Source organism: Parasphingomonas frigoris, assembly GCF_036663815.1.
In the GTDB taxonomy this organism is placed as follows: domain Bacteria; phylum Pseudomonadota; class Alphaproteobacteria; order Sphingomonadales; family Sphingomonadaceae; genus Sphingomonas.
The window spans coordinates 1-19,975 of the sequence record NZ_JAXOJQ010000001.1; the positions used below are offsets into that span (position 1 = coordinate 1).

The 19,975-nt window shown below is 68.8% G+C and carries 14 protein-coding genes and 1 pseudogene; 7 read left to right on the forward strand and 8 right to left on the reverse strand.

Annotated elements, in window-relative coordinates; genetic code table 11:
• Nucleotides 1-117 precede the first annotated feature (117 nt).
• Nucleotides 118-483 carry a GNAT family N-acetyltransferase gene (locus tag U1872_RS00005; protein ID WP_332790838.1) on the forward strand — a complete coding sequence of 122 codons (366 nt, stop codon included), beginning with the start codon at nucleotides 118-120 and terminating at the stop codon, nucleotides 481-483.
• Between the two features lie 36 nt (nucleotides 484-519).
• On the opposite strand, the gene U1872_RS00010 is transcribed toward U1872_RS00005, so the two are convergent.
• On the reverse strand, nucleotides 520-1,422 hold the full coding sequence (locus U1872_RS00010) for a LysR family transcriptional regulator (RefSeq protein WP_332790839.1): 903 nt from the start codon (nucleotides 1,420-1,422) through the stop codon (nucleotides 520-522).
• Between the two features lie 97 nt (nucleotides 1,423-1,519).
• On the opposite strand from U1872_RS00010, the gene U1872_RS00015 reads away from it, so the two are divergent.
• From U1872_RS00015 to U1872_RS00040, 6 genes are all read left to right on the forward strand, one after another.
• Entirely contained in the window at nucleotides 1,520-2,629 is a 1,110-nt protein-coding gene (locus U1872_RS00015; protein ID WP_332790840.1) for an aldo/keto reductase, read from the forward strand.
• A 144-nt stretch (nucleotides 2,630-2,773) separates the two neighbouring features.
• Nucleotides 2,774-3,781 carry a zinc-dependent alcohol dehydrogenase family protein gene (locus U1872_RS00020; protein ID WP_332790841.1) on the forward strand — a complete coding sequence of 336 codons (1,008 nt, stop codon included), beginning with the start codon at nucleotides 2,774-2,776 and terminating at the stop codon, nucleotides 3,779-3,781.
• Between the two features lie 205 nt (nucleotides 3,782-3,986).
• Nucleotides 3,987-5,264: an MFS transporter gene (locus U1872_RS00025; RefSeq protein WP_332790842.1), complete on the forward strand. Its 1,278-nt coding sequence runs from the start codon at nucleotides 3,987-3,989 to the stop codon at nucleotides 5,262-5,264.
• The gene (locus tag U1872_RS00030; RefSeq protein WP_332790843.1) at nucleotides 5,261-6,385 is read left to right on the forward strand and encodes a metallophosphoesterase family protein; all 1,125 of its coding nucleotides are present in this window, start codon (nucleotides 5,261-5,263) and stop codon (nucleotides 6,383-6,385) included. Before U1872_RS00025 ends, U1872_RS00030 begins: the two co-directional genes overlap by 4 nt.
• Complete coding sequence (locus tag U1872_RS00035; RefSeq protein WP_332790844.1) at nucleotides 6,382-7,632, forward strand: arsenic transporter; 1,251 nt, start codon at nucleotides 6,382-6,384, stop codon at nucleotides 7,630-7,632. Before U1872_RS00030 ends, U1872_RS00035 begins: the two co-directional genes overlap by 4 nt.
• Nucleotides 7,633-7,723: 91 nt before the next feature.
• The gene (locus U1872_RS00040) at nucleotides 7,724-9,358 is read left to right on the forward strand and encodes a Na+/H+ antiporter (protein ID WP_332790845.1); all 1,635 of its coding nucleotides are present in this window, start codon (nucleotides 7,724-7,726) and stop codon (nucleotides 9,356-9,358) included.
• Nucleotides 9,359-9,419: 61 nt separating this feature from the next.
• Here the strand turns inward: U1872_RS00040 and U1872_RS00045 are convergent, their stop codons facing one another.
• From U1872_RS00045 to U1872_RS00075, 7 genes and pseudogenes are all read right to left on the reverse strand, one after another.
• The gene (locus tag U1872_RS00045) at nucleotides 9,420-10,868 is read right to left on the reverse strand and encodes a sugar porter family MFS transporter (protein WP_332790846.1); all 1,449 of its coding nucleotides are present in this window, start codon (nucleotides 10,866-10,868) and stop codon (nucleotides 9,420-9,422) included.
• 58 nt (nucleotides 10,869-10,926) lie between these two features.
• Nucleotides 10,927-11,673, reverse strand: a complete 747-nt coding sequence (gene xylB / locus U1872_RS00050; RefSeq protein ID WP_332790847.1) for a D-xylose 1-dehydrogenase — start codon at nucleotides 11,671-11,673, stop codon at nucleotides 10,927-10,929.
• A complete protein-coding gene (locus U1872_RS00055; RefSeq protein ID WP_332790848.1) occupies nucleotides 11,670-12,800 on the reverse strand; it encodes a fumarylacetoacetate hydrolase family protein in 1,131 nt (376 codons plus the stop codon). Before U1872_RS00055 ends, xylB begins: the two co-directional genes overlap by 4 nt.
• 113 nt (nucleotides 12,801-12,913) lie before the next feature.
• Nucleotides 12,914-13,366: pseudogene (locus tag U1872_RS00060) on the reverse strand (aldose epimerase family protein); the annotation flags it as partial.
• Nucleotides 13,362-14,210 carry a GGDEF domain-containing protein gene (locus U1872_RS00065; protein WP_332790849.1) on the reverse strand — a complete coding sequence of 283 codons (849 nt, stop codon included), beginning with the start codon at nucleotides 14,208-14,210 and terminating at the stop codon, nucleotides 13,362-13,364. The gene U1872_RS00065 and the pseudogene U1872_RS00060, both read right to left, overlap by 5 nt.
• 210 nt (nucleotides 14,211-14,420) lie before the next feature.
• The gene (locus U1872_RS00070) at nucleotides 14,421-14,936 is read right to left on the reverse strand and encodes a hypothetical protein (protein ID WP_332791786.1); all 516 of its coding nucleotides are present in this window, start codon (nucleotides 14,934-14,936) and stop codon (nucleotides 14,421-14,423) included.
• Nucleotides 14,936-19,918 carry a hypothetical protein gene (locus tag U1872_RS00075; protein ID WP_332790850.1) on the reverse strand — a complete coding sequence of 1,661 codons (4,983 nt, stop codon included), beginning with the start codon at nucleotides 19,916-19,918 and terminating at the stop codon, nucleotides 14,936-14,938. The genes U1872_RS00070 and U1872_RS00075 overlap by 1 nt, the downstream gene beginning before the upstream one ends.
• Nucleotides 19,919-19,975 lie beyond the last annotated feature (57 nt).

Consider the following 19,975-nt stretch of genomic DNA (forward strand, 5'->3'; position numbering starts at 1 on the left):
TGGGCAACCGCGGCTCGATCACACGCCACTCAAAGTCCGTCAGATCATATCGGCTCATGCCGAGCATGAATCAGAAAATCCCGATCCTGGGAATCATATTTATGGGTTCACGGCCTAATGCGTGAACATCCGCGCGCCGATTACTGGATCGTCGAGCGTCGCGCGGATGGGCCCGGCCCGCACGCCCCCATCCCCATCGGCCGCTATTATCTCGATCGTCGCGGTCGCGTGTGGCGCGCGATGGACATGGGATTTCTGCCGGGCAGGCGCGGATTTGGCGGGGCGCTGCTCAGGTGGACGACGGCATCCGCGGTGGCGGCAGGCGCGCACGGGGTCGACCTGCATGTCGCACATGACAATCTCCGCGCGCGGAGATTGTACCTGCGCATGGGCTTTCGCGACGTCGATCCGCCGCTCGATTTCCATCAGCGGATGATCTGGCAGGCGGCGCACCAGGAGCATCGCAAGCGGCTCGACGGGTGACGGGCTCGCGGACGCGTGGTGCGCGCAGTGGGGACGTCAGCCGTCGCCGTCGGGCGCGCAGCGCAGCGTATCGATCAGCGCGCGCAGCGCCGGTGTGACCTGGCGGCTCGGATAATAGAGATAACAGCCGGGAAAGGGCGGGCACCAGGCGTCGAGCACCTGGATCAGCCGACCGTCGGCAATCTCGTCGGCGACATCGTGCTCCAGCATGTAACCGAGCCCGGCCCCGGCGCGCATCGCAGCGGCGGCGAGCGTTTCGTCGTTGACGATGAGCTGCCCGCTCGGGCGAAAGCGGATCTCGCGGTCTTCGCCGGTAAACTCCCACGGCAGCAGGCCGCCACCGCCGAGCAGCCGATAGTTGATGCAATTGTGCGCCTCGAGATCGGCCGGCACCGCGGGCAGCGATCGCGTCGCGAAATAGCCGGGCGTGCCGACCACCAGCGTGCGCAGCGCCGGCCCGACCGGCACCGCCACCATGTCGAGATCGACCGTTTCGCCGAGCCGGATGCCGGCATCGTAACCGCCCGCGACCAGATCGACCAGCCGGTCGTCGACGATCACCTCGACCGAGATGTCGGGATGTTCCTTCAGGAAGCGCGGCAGCGCCGGGGCGAGCACCGTTCGCGCGGCATAGCCGAAGGTGGTCAGCCGGATCGCGCCCGACGGCATGCCGCGCCAGTCGGCGAGCGCAGACAGGCCGCGCGCCACCTCCGCCAGCGCCGGGTCGAGCGAGCGCAGCAGGCGCTCGCCCGCCGCAGTCGGTGCGACGCTGCGCGTGGTGCGCGCGAGCAGGCGCACGCCGAGCCGCTGCTCGAGGCCGCGCATCGCGTGGCTCAGCGCCGAGGGGGACAGGCCGAGTTCGGCGGCGGCGCGGATGAAGCTGCGCGCGCGTGCGACCGCCGCGAAGGCTGCCAGATCGTCGAGATCGCCACGCTTCATTGCTGCATGTCCTTCACAAGCCCTTGCCGCCGATGACGGCTAATCCTAGCGTCAACAAGGGCTATCTTGCGAAGAGACTTTCCAAGGAGCCACAGCAATGACCCTCGCCACCTATCGCATGCTCGGACGCTCGGGGCTGGCGGTCAGCCCGCTCGCGCTCGGCACGATGACCTTCGGCGCCGGGCGCTGGGGCGCCGACGAAGCGACCGCGCGCGCGATCTTCGATGCCTATGTCGAGGCCGGCGGCAATTTCGCCGACACGGCGGATGTCTATTCGGGCGGGCAGAGCGAGGAGATGCTCGGGCGCTTCGTCGCCGAGCGCGGCAATCGCGACCGGATGGTGATCGCGACCAAGTCGGGCTTCCCGCGCACCGCCGGCACGCCGCTCGCCGGCGGCAATTCCGCGCGCAACATCCGCGACGGGATCGAGGGATCGCTCCGCCGGCTCGGCACCGACTTCATCGACCTGTACTGGACGCATGTGTGGGACCGCACGACCCCGCCCGAGGAAGTGCTGCGCGCGCTGACCGATGCGGTGCGGCGCGGCGATATCCTCTATTACGGCTTTTCCAATGCGCCGGCCTGGTATGCCGCGCAGATCGCGACGCTGGCGCGGGCGCATGGCCTGCCCGAACCGATCGGCCTGCAATATGCCTATTCGCTGCTCGATCGCGGGGTCGAGCTCGACGTGGTGCCCGCGGGGCAGGCGCTCGGCCTGGGGCTGGTCGCGTGGAGCCCGTTGGCGGCGGGGATGCTGACCGGGAAATATGGCCGCGAGAAGATTGCGCAAGCCGGGCCCGCCGGCAGCCTGCCCAATCGCGCCGGGGCGGCGGTGGCGAGCGGGAGCGACGGGCGGCTGAACGGCGACAATCCGTTTGGCGGCCTGCTGTTCACCACACAGAATTTCGACGTGGTCGATGTCGTGCGGTCGGTCGCGGCCGAGATCGGGCGGCCGATGGCGCAGGTCGCGCTGGCGTGGGCCGCGGCGCGGCGTGGGGTGGCGTCGGTGCTGGTCGGCGCGAGCCGGCCTGAGCAATTGCACGAGAATATCGCGGCGCTCGATATCGTCTTCAGTGCCGAGCAGCAGGCGCGGCTCGATGCGGTGGGGGCGCCGCCGCCGCTCAACCCCTATTTCATCTTCGACCTGCCGCGCGCCGGGATCTTCGGCGGGCAGACGGTCGAACCGTGGGCGCCGACCATCGTGTGACGCGATAGAGAGCGTAGCTGGCAGGGCATCGCGCGGAAACTTCCCGGCGCGACGCGGGTTGAGGGGCGGACTCGGCCACGCCCGGTGCGGGCGACTGCCGCCCCGACCATCGTCTGTCGACGGTCTCCACAGAAAGGAATTCCAATGCGAGCCATGATCTTGCAGGCGCCGACCGGACTCGACCGGCTCGAAGCCACCGATCGTGCCGATCCCGGCGCACCGGGCGCGGGCGAAATCCGCGTCGCGCTGCACGGCAGCACGCTCAACTTCCACGATCTCGGCGTCGCGACGGGCCGCATGGGCAGCCAGGCCGGGCGCATCCCGCTCGCCGACGGTGCCGGTGTGGTCGAGGCGGTCGGCAGCGGGGTCGACGAGTTCGCGCCGGGCGACCTAGTCGTGTCGTGCTTCTTCCCCGAATGGCGCGATGGCGGCGCGACGATCGGCGACTTTGCCGGCACGCCCGGCGACGGGATCGACGGCTTTGCGCAGGATGTCGTGGTGCGGCCGGCAACCGCGTTCACGCATGCGCCGAAGGGCTATGCCGCGGTCGAGGCGGCGGCGATCACCACCGCCGGGCTGACCGCGTGGCGCGCGCTGGTCGTGGATGGCGGGTTGAAGGCCGGCGACACGGTGCTGCTGCTCGGCACCGGCGGGGTGTCGATCTGGGCGTTGCAGATCGCCAAGGCAATGGGCGCGTCGGTGGCGATCACCTCGTCGTCCGACGAGAAGCTCTCGCGCGCGGCCGGACTCGGCGCCGATTTCACGGTGAACTATCGCACCACCACCGCGTGGGGCGCCGCCGTGCGCGACTGGACTGGCGGACGCGGGGTCGACCATGTCGTCGAGGTCGGCGGGCCCGGCACGCTTGCCCAGTCGATCGAGGCGGTCCGAGTCGGCGGGCATATCTCGCTGATCGGCGTGCTGACCGGGGGCAATGGCGACGTGCCGACCGCCGCGTTGATGAGCAAGCAGGCGCGGTTGCAGGGGCTGATCGTGGGCAGCCGCCGCCAGCAGCAGGATTTCGTGCGGGCGCTCGACGCCAGTGGCATCCGGCCGATCATCGATCGTCGCTTCCCGCTCGACCGGCTCGCCGATGCGTTCCGCTACGAGATGTCGGGCGGGCATTTCGGCAAGATCGGGATCGAATGGTAGCACGGCCGCCGGTGCCTGCGAGGTGACGGGGCGGGGGGGCTCCGTCGCCGTCGCAAGCAGACACCGATCTATATTAAAAAAAATAGGTGAACCGAAACTGAATAGGGCCGTTCAGGCCCGATCGTGGCGGGGTGGGTAGGCTCCGCGACTGTTTCCGCCGTCGGCGCGCCGCCGCACGGCCTGTAAGCGTGGAGCGTAACCAACGATGGGTGATCCAACGGCATCCGCCTCCGCGTCGCGGGCGGACACGGCGCGGGGCAAGACGGCGCTGCAGGCGCTCAATTTCTTCATGGCCGACATGCAGGCGGGGATCGGGCCGTTCCTCGGCGTGTTCCTGCAGCAGCGCGGCTGGACGACGGGGCCGATCGGCACGGTGATGACCGCCGGCGGTGTCGCCGGGATGCTGATGACGGCGCCGGCGGGCGCGTTCATCGACCATACCGAGAAGAAGCGCCTCGTCGTCATCGTCACCGGCATCTCGACCGTGGTGGCGTCGTTCCTGATCCTGTTGTCGCAATCCGCCTGGATCGTCACCGTCAGCCAGGTCGCGACCGCGATCGCGGGCGCGGCGATCGGCCCGGCGGTGGCGGGCATGACGCTGGGCATCGCGCGGCAGAAGGGCTTCAACGCGCAGAATGGGCGCAACCAGGCGTGGAATCATGCCGGCAACATGGTCGGCGCGGGGCTGTCGGGGTGGCTCGGCTACCGGTTCGGGATGCCGGCGATCTTCTATCTCGCCGCCGTGTTCGGCGTGCTGGCAATCGTCTCGGTGCTGGTCATCCCCGAGCGCGCGATCGACCACCGCGCGGCGCGCGGGCTCGAAGGCAAGGAAGGGGATGACAGTCGCGGAGGCAAGGCCGAGGGATTTCGCGCCCTGCTTGCCAACAAGCCGATGCTGATCCTCGCGGCGTCGCTCGCCTGTTTCCATCTCGGCAATGGCGCGATGCTGCCGCTCTACGGGCTGGCGGTGGTCGGCGCGGGGAAGGGCAATGCCGCGCTGTTCGTCGCCGAGACCGTCGTCGTTGCGCAGGCGGTGATGGTCGTCGCGTCGCTGCTCGCGATGCGCATGGCGTCGAACCGCGGCTATTGGCTGGTGCTTTTGATCTCCTTTGCGGCGCTGCCGCTGCGTGGCGCGCTCGCGGGGACCTTCATCGAACATTGGGGCGTGTGGCCGGTTCAGGCGCTCGACGGCATCGGCGCGGGATTGCAGAGCGTTGCGGTGCCCGGGCTCGTCGCCTGCCTGCTCAACGGCACCGGGCGCGTAAACGTCGGGCAGGGGGCGGTGATGACCGTCCAGGGCGTCGGCGCCTCGCTCAGCCCGGCGATCGGCGGCTGGCTCGCGCAGATGCTCGGCTATCACATCGCCTTCTACGTGCTTGGCAGCTTCGCGCTGGTGAGCGTCGGCTTGTGGGTCGGTTTCGCCGGCACTTTGCGCCCCGCCTGTGTGGGGCAGCGCGACGATGATGGGGAGGGCGCGCGATGACCGCCACGCTCAGCTGGGTCCATATCGGCGACCTCCACATGGACGAGGCCAATGGTTGGCAGAGCCGCGACCGGCTTGCCGCGATCGTCGCCGAGATCAACACGCAGATCGGCGATGCGGCGGATTTCGTATATCTGCCCGGCGACAATGCGAACCATGCGACGCCCGAACAATATCGCGTCATCATCGACACGCTCGCGCCGCTGCAGCGGCCATGGCGGGTGATCCCGGGCGACCATGATTTCGAGAGCGGCGATCTCGCGGCCTATGACGCGGCCTTTCCCACGGCCAATCGACCGGAGGTCGAGGTGATCGCGCAGCATCGCTGCATCTTCCTCGACATCGTCTCGGGCGGTGCCGGCGGCCCCGACTTCCGGCTGACGATGCACCACCGCAATCGCTTGCTCGAGGAGCTCGCACGCGCCGAAGCCGAGGGGCAGACGCCGGTCGTGCTGATGCACGCTTACCCCGCCGACCTCGCCGCCGATGGCGAGACGATCGCGCGAATCTTTGCCGATGCGCGCGTTGCCTTCGTCGATACCGGGCACACGCATTATAACGAACTGCTCAACGACGGCCGCGTCGTCTATGGCGCGACGCGCTCGACCGGGGAGATCGAGGAGGGCGACGGACGGCCAGGCTTCTCGCTCGTCACGGTCCGCGACGGCGTGCCGAGCTGGCGCTTCAAGGAGACCGGCGGGGCGTGGCCGTTCGTCCAGATCGTCGCGCCCGCCGACCTCCGGATGGTGACGCGTCCCGCCGATCCGCGCCAAGTGTCGCGGCCGGGCGCGGTCGAGATCGTCGCCAAGCTGTTCGGCCGCGTCGATGCGCCCGTCACGTTGCTGGTCGGTGATTCAGCCGGCGTGGAGATGGCGCCGGTGGCGGGCGACACCGCGCTGTGGCAGGCGCGCGTGACGCTCGCGGCCGGGCTGCACCGCATCACCGTGGCGTGCGGCGGCGATCGCGACACGATCGAGCTGCTCGTGCGTGCGCAGGACGATATCCCGCGCCGTGGCCCGCCGGTCGCGCTGGGCAATCCCAGCCATGCGATCGGCGCGTGGCCCGAGCATGGCATCGCCGGCACGCAGCTCGGCCCCAACAAGAACGGGATGCACTGGTGATCCTCGCGACGGGTGCGACCTGGGGGATTTGCGGCGCCGCGACCGCTGCGGTCATTACACGGCCGCTGCGCTTGCCCGAGGCGATCTGGGCGGTGCTCGGCGCGGTCCTGCTGGTGCTGCTCGGGCTGATGCCGATCCCGGCCGCGCTCGGCGCGGTGGGCAAGGGGCTCGACGTCTATCTGTTCCTGATCGGCATGATGCTGCTGAGCGAGACCGCGCGCGAGCAGGGCCTGTTCGACTGGGTCGCGGCGACTGCGGCGATCAACGCGAAGGGTTCGTCGACGCGGCTGCTGCTGCTCGTCTATCTGACCGGCATCGTCACCACGACCTTCCTCTCCAACGATGCCACCGCGGTGGTGCTCACCCCGGCGGTCTATGCCGCGGCGCGCAAGGCCAAGGCCGAGCCGCTGCCGCTGCTGTTCGCCTGCGCGCTGATCGCCAATGCGGCGAGCTTCGTGCTGCCGATCTCCAATCCGGCCAATCTGGTGCTCTATGGCGGCAAGATGCCGTCGCTCGGCACCTGGTTCGGCTCGTTCGCGCTGCCGTCGCTCGCGGCGATCGCGGTGACCTATGCGATGCTGCGCTGGGTCGAGCGCAAGCGGCTTGCAGCACCGTGCGCCAGCGACGTCACGCGCGAACCGCTGTCGCGCGGCGGCAAGCTCGCGCTCGGCGGGATCGTCGCGACGGCGGTGCTGCTCGTCGGGGTGTCCGCATTCGACCTGCCGCTCGGCGCGCCGACCTGCTTTGCCGGCGTCGCGACGATGCTTGGTGTGTGCGGCTTCACGCGCAGTTCGCCGCTGAAGCTTGCCGGCGCGATCTCGTGGAGCGTGCTGCCGCTCGTCGCCGGGCTGTTCGTGCTGGTCGAGGCGCTCGACCGCACCGGGGTGATCGCGCAGGTCGCCGCGGCGTTGCGTACGGCATCGGCCAATCCGACGCAGGGCGCGGCGGCGGCGGGCACGATCCTCGCCTTCGCCTCGAACGTGATGAACAACCTTCCCGCCGGGCTGGTCGCGAGCACTGCCGTGGCGCAGGCGCATCCGCCGCGGCTGATCGTCGATGCGCTGCTGATCGGGGTCGATCTCGGGCCCAACCTGTCGATCACCGGGTCGCTCGCGACGATCCTGTGGCTCCAGGCGATCCGCCGCGAGGGCGAGGATGTCGGCTTCTGGAGCTTCCTCAAGGTCGGCGCGGCGACGATGATCCCGGCGCTGGCGGCCGCGCTCGGCGCGCGGCTGCTAATCGGGTAGCGCGACAGAATATCCCGATCCATCCCCTTTTGCGGCAAACGCCGTGCTACACGCCGGGGGGGCGTGTGTTGAGCCGTGGCTGGAGTGCAAGTTGGAAACCGTATCGATCGTCCTGATCCTGCTGCTGGCGGTCGTCGTCAGCGGCGCCATCTCGCGGATGCTGCCGGTGGCGGTGCCGACCCCGCTGGTGCAGATCGCGCTCGGTTTCGTCGTCGGGCTCGCCGCGCATCTGCGGGTGGTGCTCGACCCCGAGCTGTTCATGTTGCTGTTCCTGCCGCCGCTGCTGTTCCTCGACGGCTGGCGCATCCCCAAGGATGCGCTGCTGAAGGATCTGTCGACCGTCGTCGAGCTCGCGCTCGGGCTCGTTTTGCTGACCGTGGTGGGGATGGGGTTCCTGATTCACTGGATGATCCCGCAGATGCCGCTGGCGGTGGCGTTCGCGCTCGCCGCGGTGGTGTCGCCGACCGATCCGATCGCGGTGTCGGCGATCGCCGCGCGCGTGCCGATCCCCAAGCGGATGATGCACATCCTCGAGGGCGAATCGCTGCTCAACGATGCTTCGGGGCTGGTCTGCCTGCGCGTCGCGATCGCCGCGGCGTTGACCGGCAGCTTCTCGGCGACCTCGGCGGCGCTGAGCTTCCTGTGGATGGCAGGGGCGGGGATCTGCGTCGGCATCGTGCTGACGCTCGTGGTGACGCGCGGCAAGGCGTGGGTGTCGCGTCGCTTCGGCGAGGAGACCGGCTCGCAGATCCTGATCAGCGTGCTGATCCCGTTCGGCGCCTATCTCATCGCCGAACATGTCCACGCCTCGGGTGTCCTCGCGGCGGTGGCGGCCGGCGTGACGATGAGCTTCGCCGAAATCTCGCGGCAGGCGCTGGCGGTCACGCGGATGCGGCGCAACTCGGTGTGGGACACGATCCAGTTCGCCGCCAACGGCATGATCTTCGTGCTGCTCGGCGAACAATTGCCCGAGATCCTCTCGGGGCTCGACCGCACCGTCGCGCTGACCGGCCATACCAATCCGTGGTGGCTCGCCGCTTATGTCGCAGCGATCATGGCGGGGCTTGCCGCGCTGCGGTTCGTCTGGGTGTGGGTGTCGTTCCGCATCACGCTGCTGCGCCGCGCGCCGGGCCGCGAATTGGGGTCGCGTCCGCCGTGGCGGCTGGTCGCGGCGATGTCGTTTGCCGGCGTACGCGGCGCGATCACGCTGGCGGGTGTCCTGACGCTGCCGCTGGTGATGGGCAACGGCACGCCGTTCCCCGGGCGCGAACTGGCGATATTCCTTGCGACCGGGGTGATCCTGGTCTCGCTGATCATGGCCAGCCTGGTCCTGCCATGGCTGCTGCGCGGCCTGACGATGCCGGCCGAGCCGTCGCAGCAGGCCGAGGAGGACATGGCGCGCGTCGCCGCGGCCGAGGCGGCGATCAAGGCGATCGAGCGCGTTCAGCATGCACTGGCCGAGGGGCGCAACGATGCCGACGTCTATGCGGCGGCGGGCGCGCGGATCATGGATGGCTATCGCGAACGGATCGAAAGCCGCAGCGCGAGCGGCGACGTCGCGCGGGCGGCGCGCGCCAGCGAACGCATCGAGCGCGACCTGCGGTTCGCCGCGGTGCGCGCCGAACGCAGCGAGATCGTCCGCATCGCGCGCGATCGCGGTATCGGCAGCGAGCTTGCGACCCGTCTGGTGCGCGAACTCGATCTGCTCGAGGTGCGCTACAAATAGGCGCGGACCGTCCGCCGGCAGCGCCGCTGCGCGACCGAATGTCCTCGCCAGACTGGGGCGTTTACCCCTCCATCGCCTCGAGCGCCTTGCCCTTGGTCTCGTGGATGAAGCGCTGCACCAGGAAGAAGCTGATCACCGCGCACACCGCGTAGAAGGAATAGCTCTTCGCCAGCCCGATGCTCCCGAGCATGATCGGGAAGGATTGCGCGACGAGATAGTTGGCGAACCATTGCGCAAAGCCGCACACCGCAAGCGCCGAACCGCGGATTTGGTTGGGGAACATCTCGCCGAGCATCACCCACATCACCGGGCCCCAGCTTATGTTGAACGCGAACGAGTAGGCCAGCGCCGCGCCGACCGCGAGTTGCCCCATATGCCCCGGCAGCGTGAGCTTGTCGGCGACGAGCGTGCCGGTCGAGAAGGCATAGACCATCGCGAACAGCGTGATCGCCATGCCGGCCGAGCCGATCAGCAGCAGCGGCTTGCGACCGATCTTGTCGACCAGCCCGATCGTGATGAAGCAGGCGACGATCGAGATCGAGCCCGAGATGATGTTGGTCATCAGCGCCTGCGATTCGGAAAAGCCCGCCGCCTGCCACAGCGTCGCGCCGTAATAGAAGATCACGTTGATGCCGACGAGCTGTTGGAACACCGCGAGCAGTAGCCCGGCCCAGACGACCGAGCGCAGCCCGAGGAAGCCGCTGCCGCCTGGTGGGGTCAGCACGTCGGACAGCCGCGGGCGATGGTCCTTGGAAAAGCTCGCCTGGATCTCGCCGAGCGTCAGCGCGCCCTCGCGGGCCCCGAACAGGCTGGTGAGGACGTCGAGCGCATCTTCGTTGCGGCGTTTTGACACGAGGAAGCGCGGGCTTTCGGGGATGAAGAACAAAGCGATGAAGAACACAACCGCGGGCACCGCCTGCAGCAGGTACATCCAGCGCCACGCCGCGATGCCGAACCACAAGGGATTGAGCGACGCGACGTCGGCGGGGTTGGCGGGGTTCGCCGCAGCTTCGGCCAGATAGTAATTGGCGAAGAAGGCCGCGGTCAGCCCGGTGATGATCATGATCTGCTGGACCGTCGTCATCCGCCCGCGGATTGCGGGGGGCGCGACCTCGGAAATGTAGGCGGGGGACAGCACGCTCGCCGCGCCGACCGCGATCCCGCCGCAGATCCGCGCGATCACGAACAGCGTATGGTCGTGCGCGAACCCCTGGACGAGCGCGCCGAGCAGGAACAGCAAGGCGGCATAGCGCATGACGTTGCGCCGCCCGATCGCATCGGCGAGCGTTCCCGCCGAAAAGGCACCGACGACGCAGCCGATCAGCAGCGAGCCGACGGTGAAGCCGAGCCCCGCATCGTCGAGCGCGAACGCCGCCTTGAGCCCGGGCTGTGTGCCGTTGACCGCACCGCTGTCATAGCCGAACAAAAGTCCGCCGATCGTCGCCACCGCCACGATCGCGGCGATGAAGCCCAGATTGCCCCGTTGGGCGTCGCTTCGCGCGCTTGCCATGTCGTTTCCCCGCTCCCTGATGTTGTTATCGTTGTGTTTTTCGTGTGATGTGTAGCGCTCAGCGCCAGCCGGCGTCGACGAAATAGTCGTGCCCGGTGATCATTCGTGCATCGTCCGATGCGAGGAACAGCGCCAGCGCGGCGACGTCGGAGGGCTGCAGGCGCCCGTCGAGGCATTGCGCCGCGACGATCTCGGCCTCGCCCTCGGGCGTGTACCATTGCTCCTGCCGCGGGGTTTGCACGTTGCCGGGGACGATCGTCGTGACGCGGATGTTGTCGCGCCCGAGATCGCGCGCGAGGCTGCGCGTCAGGCCCTCGATCGCCGCCTTGGCGGTCTGGTAGAGCACCAAATCGGGGAGCCCCAGATGCCAGCTGATCGATCCCAGGTTGAGGATCACGCCGCCGCCGTTCGCGCGCATGCCCGGCACCACCGCCTGCGCCGCAAAAAACAGATGGCGCAGATTGGTCGCCATGCGCTCGTCCCAATAGGCTGGCGTAACCTCGTCGATCGTGTGGCGATCGTCGCGCGCGGCATTGTTGACGAGGATGTCGATCCCGCCGAGCTCTGCCGAAATCGTCTTGATCGTTGCCGCCAGTGCGTCGAGATCGCGCAGGTCGCACTGATGGAAGCCGCCCGGCGCGAAGCGTGCGGCGGTCGCGGAACCCGCGTCGCTATCGACGTCGATGAAAGCGACGCGCGCGCCTTGCGCGGCGAACGCCTCGACCAGCCCGGCGCCGATCCCGCTGCCGCCGCCGGTGACCAGCACGCGCTTGCCGACAAGGCTCGGATAGACCGCACCGCTCACTGTGCGGCCCCCAGCAGGCCGCGCCGCGCGAGATTGGTCATCAGCGCGCCGATCCCCATTTCCCACGGTGCCGCATCGCGCGAGGTGACGACGCGATTGACCAGCCGACCGAGCCGCGCACTCTCGATCGCGACGCTGTCGCCGACCTTGTGGGTGAAGCCGCGGCCGGGCTCGTCGCGATCCTGCACCGGCGCGAACAGCGTGCCGAGGAACAGGATGAACCCGTCGGGATAATGATGCTCGCTCAGCGTCTGGCGGACGAGGTCGAGCGGGTCGCGGCTGATCTCGGCCATGTTGCTGGCACCGTCGAGGACATAGCCGTCCTCGCCCTCGATCCGCAGCCGCAGCTCGGCCGAGCGCACGTCGTCGAGGCCGAAGCCGGCGTCGAACAGCCTTACCATCGGCCCGAGCGAGCCCGAGGCATTGTTGTCCTTGGCCTTGCCGAGCAGCAGCGCCGAGCGCCCCTCGAAATCGCGCAGATTGACGTCGTTGCCGAGCGTCGCGCCGACCACCGTGCCGCGGCTGTCGACCAGCAGAGCGATTTCAGGCTCGGGATTGTTCCAGGTCGAGTCCGAGCGAATGCCGATCTCGGCGTCGGCGCCGACCGTGGCCAGCACCGGCGCCTTGGTGAAGACTTCGGCATCGGGGCCGATCGCGACTTCGAGATATTGCGACCACAGACCGTCGTCGATCAGCGCTTGTTTGAGCGCGGCAGCTTCGGGCGAGCCCGGCACGACCGCGCGGATCGACCCGCCGACGCGCGTCTCGAGCCGCTCGCGGATCGCGGCTGCGGCCGACGAATCGCCGCGCGCGCGCTCCTCGATCACGCGCTCGATCGCCGAGACCGCGAAGGTCACCCCGCATGCCTTGACGCATTGCAGGTCGATCGGGCTGAGCAGCGTGATCGCCGCCGGGTCGAAGCGGCCGAGCGAACGACCGCCGGCGCCGCTGAAATCGCCGGCCTCGACCAGTGCCGAGACCGTCGGATAGGCGCCGGCCATGTCGAACAGCTCGCCATGCAGCACGAGGATCGGGGAGGGACCATCGCTGGCGAGCATCCGCCCGACGAAGCGCCCGCTCGTCCAATCCGCGGCCAGCGCAGACGCGCCCGCGTTGCCAGTTTCCATCGTATCCGCTCCGAGCATTTTAAATCTGATAGCGCTATCAACCGAAGCGCTGGCAAGGAGTCAAGATTGTGTCGCGGGCTGCAGCGCGATCGTGCTGCGGCCCGCGCCGCGGATCAGCGCGCCGCCGCCGCAAAACGGTAGACGATGATGTTGCGATACTCCTGCCCGGGATCGAGGCGCGCCGAGCCCAGCGCCGGCTGGTTGGGCGTGTCGGGGAAGACCTGCGGTTCGAGCGCGAGGGCGTCGCCCTGGCGATAGGCATGGCCCGACTTGCCGACCGCGGTGCCGTCGAGAAAGTTGCCGGTATAGAGTTGCACGCCGGGCTGGTTCGTCAAAACTTCCATTGTGCGACCGGTGACAGGGTCGCTGACTCGTGCGGCCAGCCGTGGCGTCTTGCTGACGTCGCGCGCCAGCACATAATTGTCGTCATAGCCCTGGCCGAAGACGATCTGCGCGTCGCGGCCATCGCGGATGCGGCTGCCGATGACGGTCGCCGTGCGGAAATCGAACGGTGTGCCCGCGACCGGCCGGAGGCTTCCGGTCGGGATCAGGCTGCCACTGTCAGGCCAGCGTCGTGACGCGATCGCGCCCGCTGCGCTTGGCCTCGTACAGCGCGGCGTCGGCCTTGCGCAGCGCACCGCCGAGCGAGCCATAGTCGCGCGCGATCGCCAGCCCGCAGGAGAAGGTCACCGGCGTGTGCCGCGAACTGCCGACGCCATCCCGAGTGGGCACCAAGCGAAGCCGGTTCACGATCTCCGCGGCCTCGTCGAGATCGGTATCCGGCAGCAGGATCGCAAACTCCTCGCCGCCCCAGCGCGCCGCGACGTCCGAGCGCCGCAGCCCGCTTTCGAGGTGCATGCCGAACGCCCGCAGCACCTGATCGCCCTCGTCATGACCGAAGCGATCGTTGATCGCCTTGAAGTGATCGAGATCGATCATCGCGATCACCGAATTGCGGTCGTCGCGCAGCAACGGGCTGATCGCGTCGAGGAAACCGCGGCGGTTGCGCAGCCCGGTCAGGATGTCCTTCTCGGCGGCTTCGGTCAGGCGATCCATCCGCGCGGCGGTTTCGGCCGCGGCGATCGAGACGCCGGTCAGCAGTGCGCCGACCAGATCTTGCCCGCCGACGGAGACGGGATCGATCCGCTCGCCGCGCTGCACCGCGCGCAGCATCTCGGTTGCCCGCGCGATCGGCGCGAGCAGCGCCGACAGGCTCGCGATCGCCAGCACGGTGCCGATCAGCGTCGCGCCCAGCAGCGGGACGAAGACACGCCAATCCCACGCACCCAGCACCAGTTGCGTCACCAGGAAAGCGATCAGCGGAAGATGCACCGCTCCGAAGCAGACGGTGAACACGCGCAGCTGAAAACTGTGGGGGAACACGAACCGGGTCGCCTGGTAAAATCGCATCACATCATCCAACGCTGCACAATCCGAGAAAGCGCTATGCGGCGGATGTTGAACATTGGTTAAACCGTCCGCGTGGGGCTTTCGGACAGTCTGGCCATGCACAGGCTTTCGGCGGCGACAGAAGCAGCACGGATCGCACAAAATCAATCGCATTCGCGCGCGATCAGGGACTTTGACCACGCAGCGATGTCACGCGGAGATGGGGCGTGCTCATTTCACCATGACACGAAACTTGATCGAAAAGGTCGTTCCCGACAATTGCGCGCCGCTCGCCACCACGCGGATGTTGGTGACGCGCGCATCGTAGCCCGCGGCATCGGGGGAGGGGCGATATTTCCAGGTCGCGCCATTGTCGGCCGAGAAGCTCAAACTGTCGCCGTCGTCGGTGAACGACGTGAAGCTGTAGCTCAGCAGGCTCAGCCCGGCGGTGAATGCGACCGGGCCCGAATTGAGCAATCCATAATCGGCCACGCGCAACTTCGTGTTGGCGGGGATCGCATCGGTGAAGGTCATGCCGTTGACCGTCGCCAGCCCATTCGCCACCGGGTTGGTGATCGTTACGGTATAGTCGACCGCGGCGCCGGGCACCGCCTTGGGCGCGAGGTCCGCCTGCGGATCGCTGATCACCTGAGAGGTCTTGCTGACGGTCAGCGGCGCTGCGACCAGCGGCGCGGCGACAAACGTTGCGACCAGGGCGAGCAGTCGGCGGGCGAGGAGGGGGCGCATCACCGGCGGACTCCCAGCGCGCGCGCCGCCGCGCCGAGGAACGATTGTTCGAGCCGCAGCCGCAGCGTCAGATACGGCCCCTTGCGCGTCCAGCGCGCCGCCTCGAAATCACGATCCACAAACCCCGCCACATTGTACCCCGCCGTCACCCACAGCGCATTGGCCGGCGACACCCCGATCGAGGGACCGGCCGAGTAAGCCAGCGTCTTGCTCGTCCAGGCATGTTGCACGCTGACATTGCCGCCAATGTCGAAGTGCCGCCCGACATCCTTGCGCATTTCCACCCCGATCACGTCGATGAACCCGGCAATCGTCTCGTCGGCATAGCGCCCCCGCACATATTTCGCGCCGTAATACGCGGTCGCCACGAACCCGTGGCCGACGCCTTCGTTGCCGGTGCGATAGTTGAGCGCGAGATTGTTGATCGCGCGCGATGTCGTCTGGTCGCCTTGCGCGAAGGTCGGCACGGCGAGGCTGTTGTTCGACAGCGAGCCGATCCCCGCCGCCTCATGGCGCAGTTCGAAGCGTTCGAGCAGCGACCAGCGGCTGTCGAGCGGGCGCAGCACGAGCGCGAGGTCGCCTTGCGCCGAAGTGACCAGCGCACCGTTGGCCTGGCGGATGCGGTAGGCCTGGATGCTCGAGGCGAGCGTGTTGCCCGCGCCGAGCGCGCGCAAGAGGTTGCTCGTCAGCCCGACGCGCCGCTCGCCTTGGCCGGTGCGATATTCGAGCCGGCCGTTCCACGACCACAGCGGCGAGCGATAGGTCGCGCCGAGCGTGGTCGCGGTGAAATCGCCGTTGAGCCCGTTCTGCGCGGTCACCCCTCCGCCCGCCGCGAGCGGCTGGAACGGATTGACCGCGCCGGCCTTGGCCGCGGCGCCGGTGATCGTCTGGCTCGAATCGACCGTCGCGTCGATCGTCCAGCGCTGGCCCAGCGGCAGCGACTGGCTCAGCCCATATTGCGCGAAGCTGCGCGTGCCATTCTCGGCGAACTTGCCCTGGTTGAGCGTGGTCAGCAGATGCGCGCCGGCCCATGGCGCGAGATCGAAGCCGAGCCGCCCGGTATGCGCGGTGAAGGTCTTGCCCTTGGCATATTCCATGTCGCCGACGAGGCGCACGCTGTCGGTGATCCGCCACGTCGCGCCGAAATGCTGGCGTGCCGGGAAGTCGACGCTCGCCGGATCGCCGCCGAGCGCGACCTGGCCCTGCGCGTTGAGCGTCACCGCGCCGCCGAGAATGTCCTGCGACCCGCCAACCGTAAGCAATTGCGACTGGCGGCGCACCCCGTCGAGCCCGCGATCGGCGGCGATCTGCGCGCCGATGAAGGCGAGCCCGTTCGAGCGGCGGAATTCGAGCCGCGCATCGGCCGACAGGCGCCGCCCGCTGCCGACCAGGTCGCGCTCGTACCAGCCCGAGACCGTCGCCTGCAGCGCCTGCGTGAAGCGATAACGCGCGTCGATGCCGGTCTTCTGCGTTCCGGCCTCGCCGAAATTCTGCTGGCCGACGCCGTAGCCGTCGCTCTGGCGGTGATAATAAGCGAGGATGTCGGCGCGGCTGCCATGATGCTCGGCCTCGAACAGATAGGCCTGGCCGGTCTTGAGGCCCTGGCGCCCGCCGGTCGCCGCTTCGGCGCGGATCTCGGTGTCGCGCATCGGGCGAACGCGCAGGTCGACACCGGCGACGGTCGCCTTGCCGATCGATTCGTCGCGCAGCACGCTGGCGCCGAGCTCGACCTTGCCGAGCTTGACCGCCGCGCGGCCGCCGGCGGCGAGGCTGCGCGTGCCCTTTTCTGTCTCATATTCGACGACGATGAAGTTGGGGTTGAGCGCGCTGTCGCGGCTGAGGATCGGCTCGCGGAAGCGCAGCGTGCCGCCGACCGCGTCGATATCGTAGTCGATGTGGCGGACGAGCGTGCGCGTGTCGACGATCCGGTCCGAGCGATAGCGGTCGCGCGTCTCGATCCGCACCTTATCGCTGTTGGGGACGATGTCGCGCGCCGAGAGGCGATAGGGGCCCGACAGGCCATTGCCCTGGATTTCGTCGCGGCCGTAGAGCTGGTCGTCCTTGGCAGCAAAGGCGGTGGCGCGGACTCGGTCGGTGCCGAGCTCGGCCTTGAACCCGCTCATCGTGCGGCTATAGCGCATCAGCTTGGTGTCGGTCAGCCCGGTCTCGAAATCGCCGTACAGCGCGTAGAAGGAGCGGCGCTCGAGCCGCAGGTACAATTTGCCCTGCGTCGGGGCGTCGTACGCCTGCTGGGTGCCGTCGCCATAGACGGTGTAATAGCGGTTGGGGTCGATCACCCCGAGCAGCCCGCGATCGCGATCGACGCGGCGGTCGCTGTCGTAAGCGGCGGTCAGCAGCCACGCGCCCTTGATCCGTCCCTTGGCATAGAGTGCGAGCTGTCCGTCGGTGACGACGTCGTTGCGGCCCTTGCCGAGGCCCTTGGCGCGCGACAGCGTGTCGTAGCCGATCGTCCCGCGGCCGAAGCCGACGACGACCCACTTGCCCGCGGGGGCGCTCAGCCAGGTCTTGATCTCGCTGTCCTGCGTCAGCCCGTCCTGCTTGGTGGTGATGACGATCCGCACCGCACCCGGCTGGCGCGTCGGCTCGAGCGCGACGAAGGCAAGCCCGTCGTCGCCGACGACATGCGCGAGCGTCTTGACGCGCTCGATCCCGGCGAGCTGACGGCCCTGCTGCGCGCCGGCCTCCTGCGCGGCGAAATAGGGCGAATCGACGCGGTAGGGGACGGGGGTGCCGGCGCGGACCGGGTGGCCGTCGCGATCGGTCACGCGCACCGCGATCAGTGGACGGGTCATGCCGTCGGCGATCGGCCGCGAGACGTCGGCGGCGAGCGTCGCGCGCGACGGCATGTTGGCGTAATGCACGCTGCGCGTCAGCGTCGTCGCGACGCTGCCATCGGCGTTGAGCACGCGCGCTTCGAGCTGGTTGTCGCCATCGGTGAGCGCGAGCCCGGTCCAGCGCGACACCGCGACGCCGCGCGCCTTGTCGTCGTCGGTGCCGTCATAATTGAGCGGTTCGACCACCGCGCCGTTGAGCCGCAGCGCGACGCGCTGGCCGGGCGCATGCTTGATCACGGCGCGGACGACCGGCGCGCGCGGATTGTGATCGGCCTGCGGGAACAGCCAGTCGGTGCCGGGGGTCGCCGCGGCGAGCCAATCGTCGCGGTGGCCCGCCGCTATCGGATCGGCGAGCACGGTGATCGGCAGCGCATCGGCCGCATCAGCGGCGATCCCCGACGGCCGCAGCTGGAAATCGACGCGCTGGACGCCGCCGCCCTGGCCCTCGACGAAGCGCGACGTGGCGCTTCCGGCGGCGCGCGTGTCGCGGTCGCACGCGACGGGGAGATAGCTTTTCGGGATGCTCGCGGGGTCGATCTGGACGACGTGCGTGCCCGGACGGACGCCCTCGAAATGGTAGAGCCCGTCGCGATCGGTCAGGACGTAGCTGCCATCCTCCATCAGCAGGCGGATGTTGGCAATGCCCTTACGGCGGCGCGCCGGGTCGGCGCAATTGCCCTCGGTGATGCGGCCGATCAGCGTCAGTGCGTCGGTGAACAGCAATGGGCGGATTCGCACGGGTGCACTCGCCTCGTTGCTGCGCGAGAAACCGGGCGCCTGCGCGGTGGCGCGATTGACCGCCTCGCCGACGGGAGCTCCGGGCGTGATTTCAACGAGATAGGTGATGAACGTGCTCATGCCGGCAGCGAGGCTCGGCAGCGTGAAGCGCATCCCGCGACCATCGGGCGAAACCACCGCCTCGCTAGCACCGCGCGTCGAGCCGACCTTGTAGCGCAAGCCTTGCGGCAGCGCGTCGTCGATGCTGATCGTGCGCGCCGGCTCGGTGCCGATGCTGCGCAGGTCGAGCCGATATTGTACGAAATCACCCGGCGACGCCTCGCGGATCGAGGCGGTCTTCTCGATCAGCAACGCGCCGGTCCCGGCGGGGGGATCGACGGGCACGTCGACCTGCACCGGGGCGGCGCCGGCGACGGTGAAGGCGCGCCCGAACGATCCGTCGCCGATCAGGTAGGCGCCATCGGGCCCTTTCAGCGCGGCGATCGCCTCGGTCGACGCAGTCGACGGCGCGGTAAAGCCCGCGGGGGGCTCGACCTGGAGACGATATTGCCCGGCGGGCACGAGCGGAAAGCGGAATTGGCCGGGCAGGAAGGTGTAGACCGTCCCGCGCGCATCGGTGACGCTGCCGCCCGAGGTCACGCGGTTGGGATAGCGGCTGATCCCGTCGTCGCCGAACACCTGTGCCGCCGGCGCTCCGGTCGCGGCGTCGAGCAGCGTGACGGTCGCGCCGTCGATCACCGCGCCGGTCTTTGCGTTGAAGACGTAGCCGAGCGGATCGATCAGGATCGAATAGGTCGAGCCGAAGCTCGAATCGCTGCCCGCGAAGCTGAGCGTGATCGTGCCCTTGCGCAGGTAACTCAGGTCGCAGGCCGCGGTGGTCGCATCTTCCATCGCCGCGGGCACGCCGCCGGCGAAAACGCCGCTGTCGGGGGCCGTCTCGCGCAGCGTCACCGCGATCCCGCTGTCGCCGCGCATCACGTCGAGCGTCACCGTCTCGCTTCGCGTCGGATCGTGATTTTCCCCGGGCGCCTCGATCACCTGGATGAAGGGATTGTGCAGATCGAGCGATACCAGCGGCGGGGCGCGATCGAGCTCGTCGGCAGAAACGGGGGCGGTGCGGAAGGTGGGGGGCGCCCCTGGCAGGCACGCTTGGCCCGACAGGTCATAGCCGGGCGGCAAGCGGCGGAAACTGATCACCGTCGGCCGCTTGCTGCGGTCGAGCGTGACGGTGTTGGACGTGACGGTGCGCTCACGCCCCGGCGGTCCGACGAGGAGCGCGGCGGTGTTGCGGATCGTCGCCTGCGTCTGCGCGCGCACCGGGCTCGTGAACGAGCCGGCGATCGCGCACGCGAGGGCGATGCCAAGGGAAAGGCGGCGGAATCCAGCCATCGGGGTTCCATCCCCGGCGCGCATGAGAGGGGGGGGCGCGCGCCGGGGACGGATTCC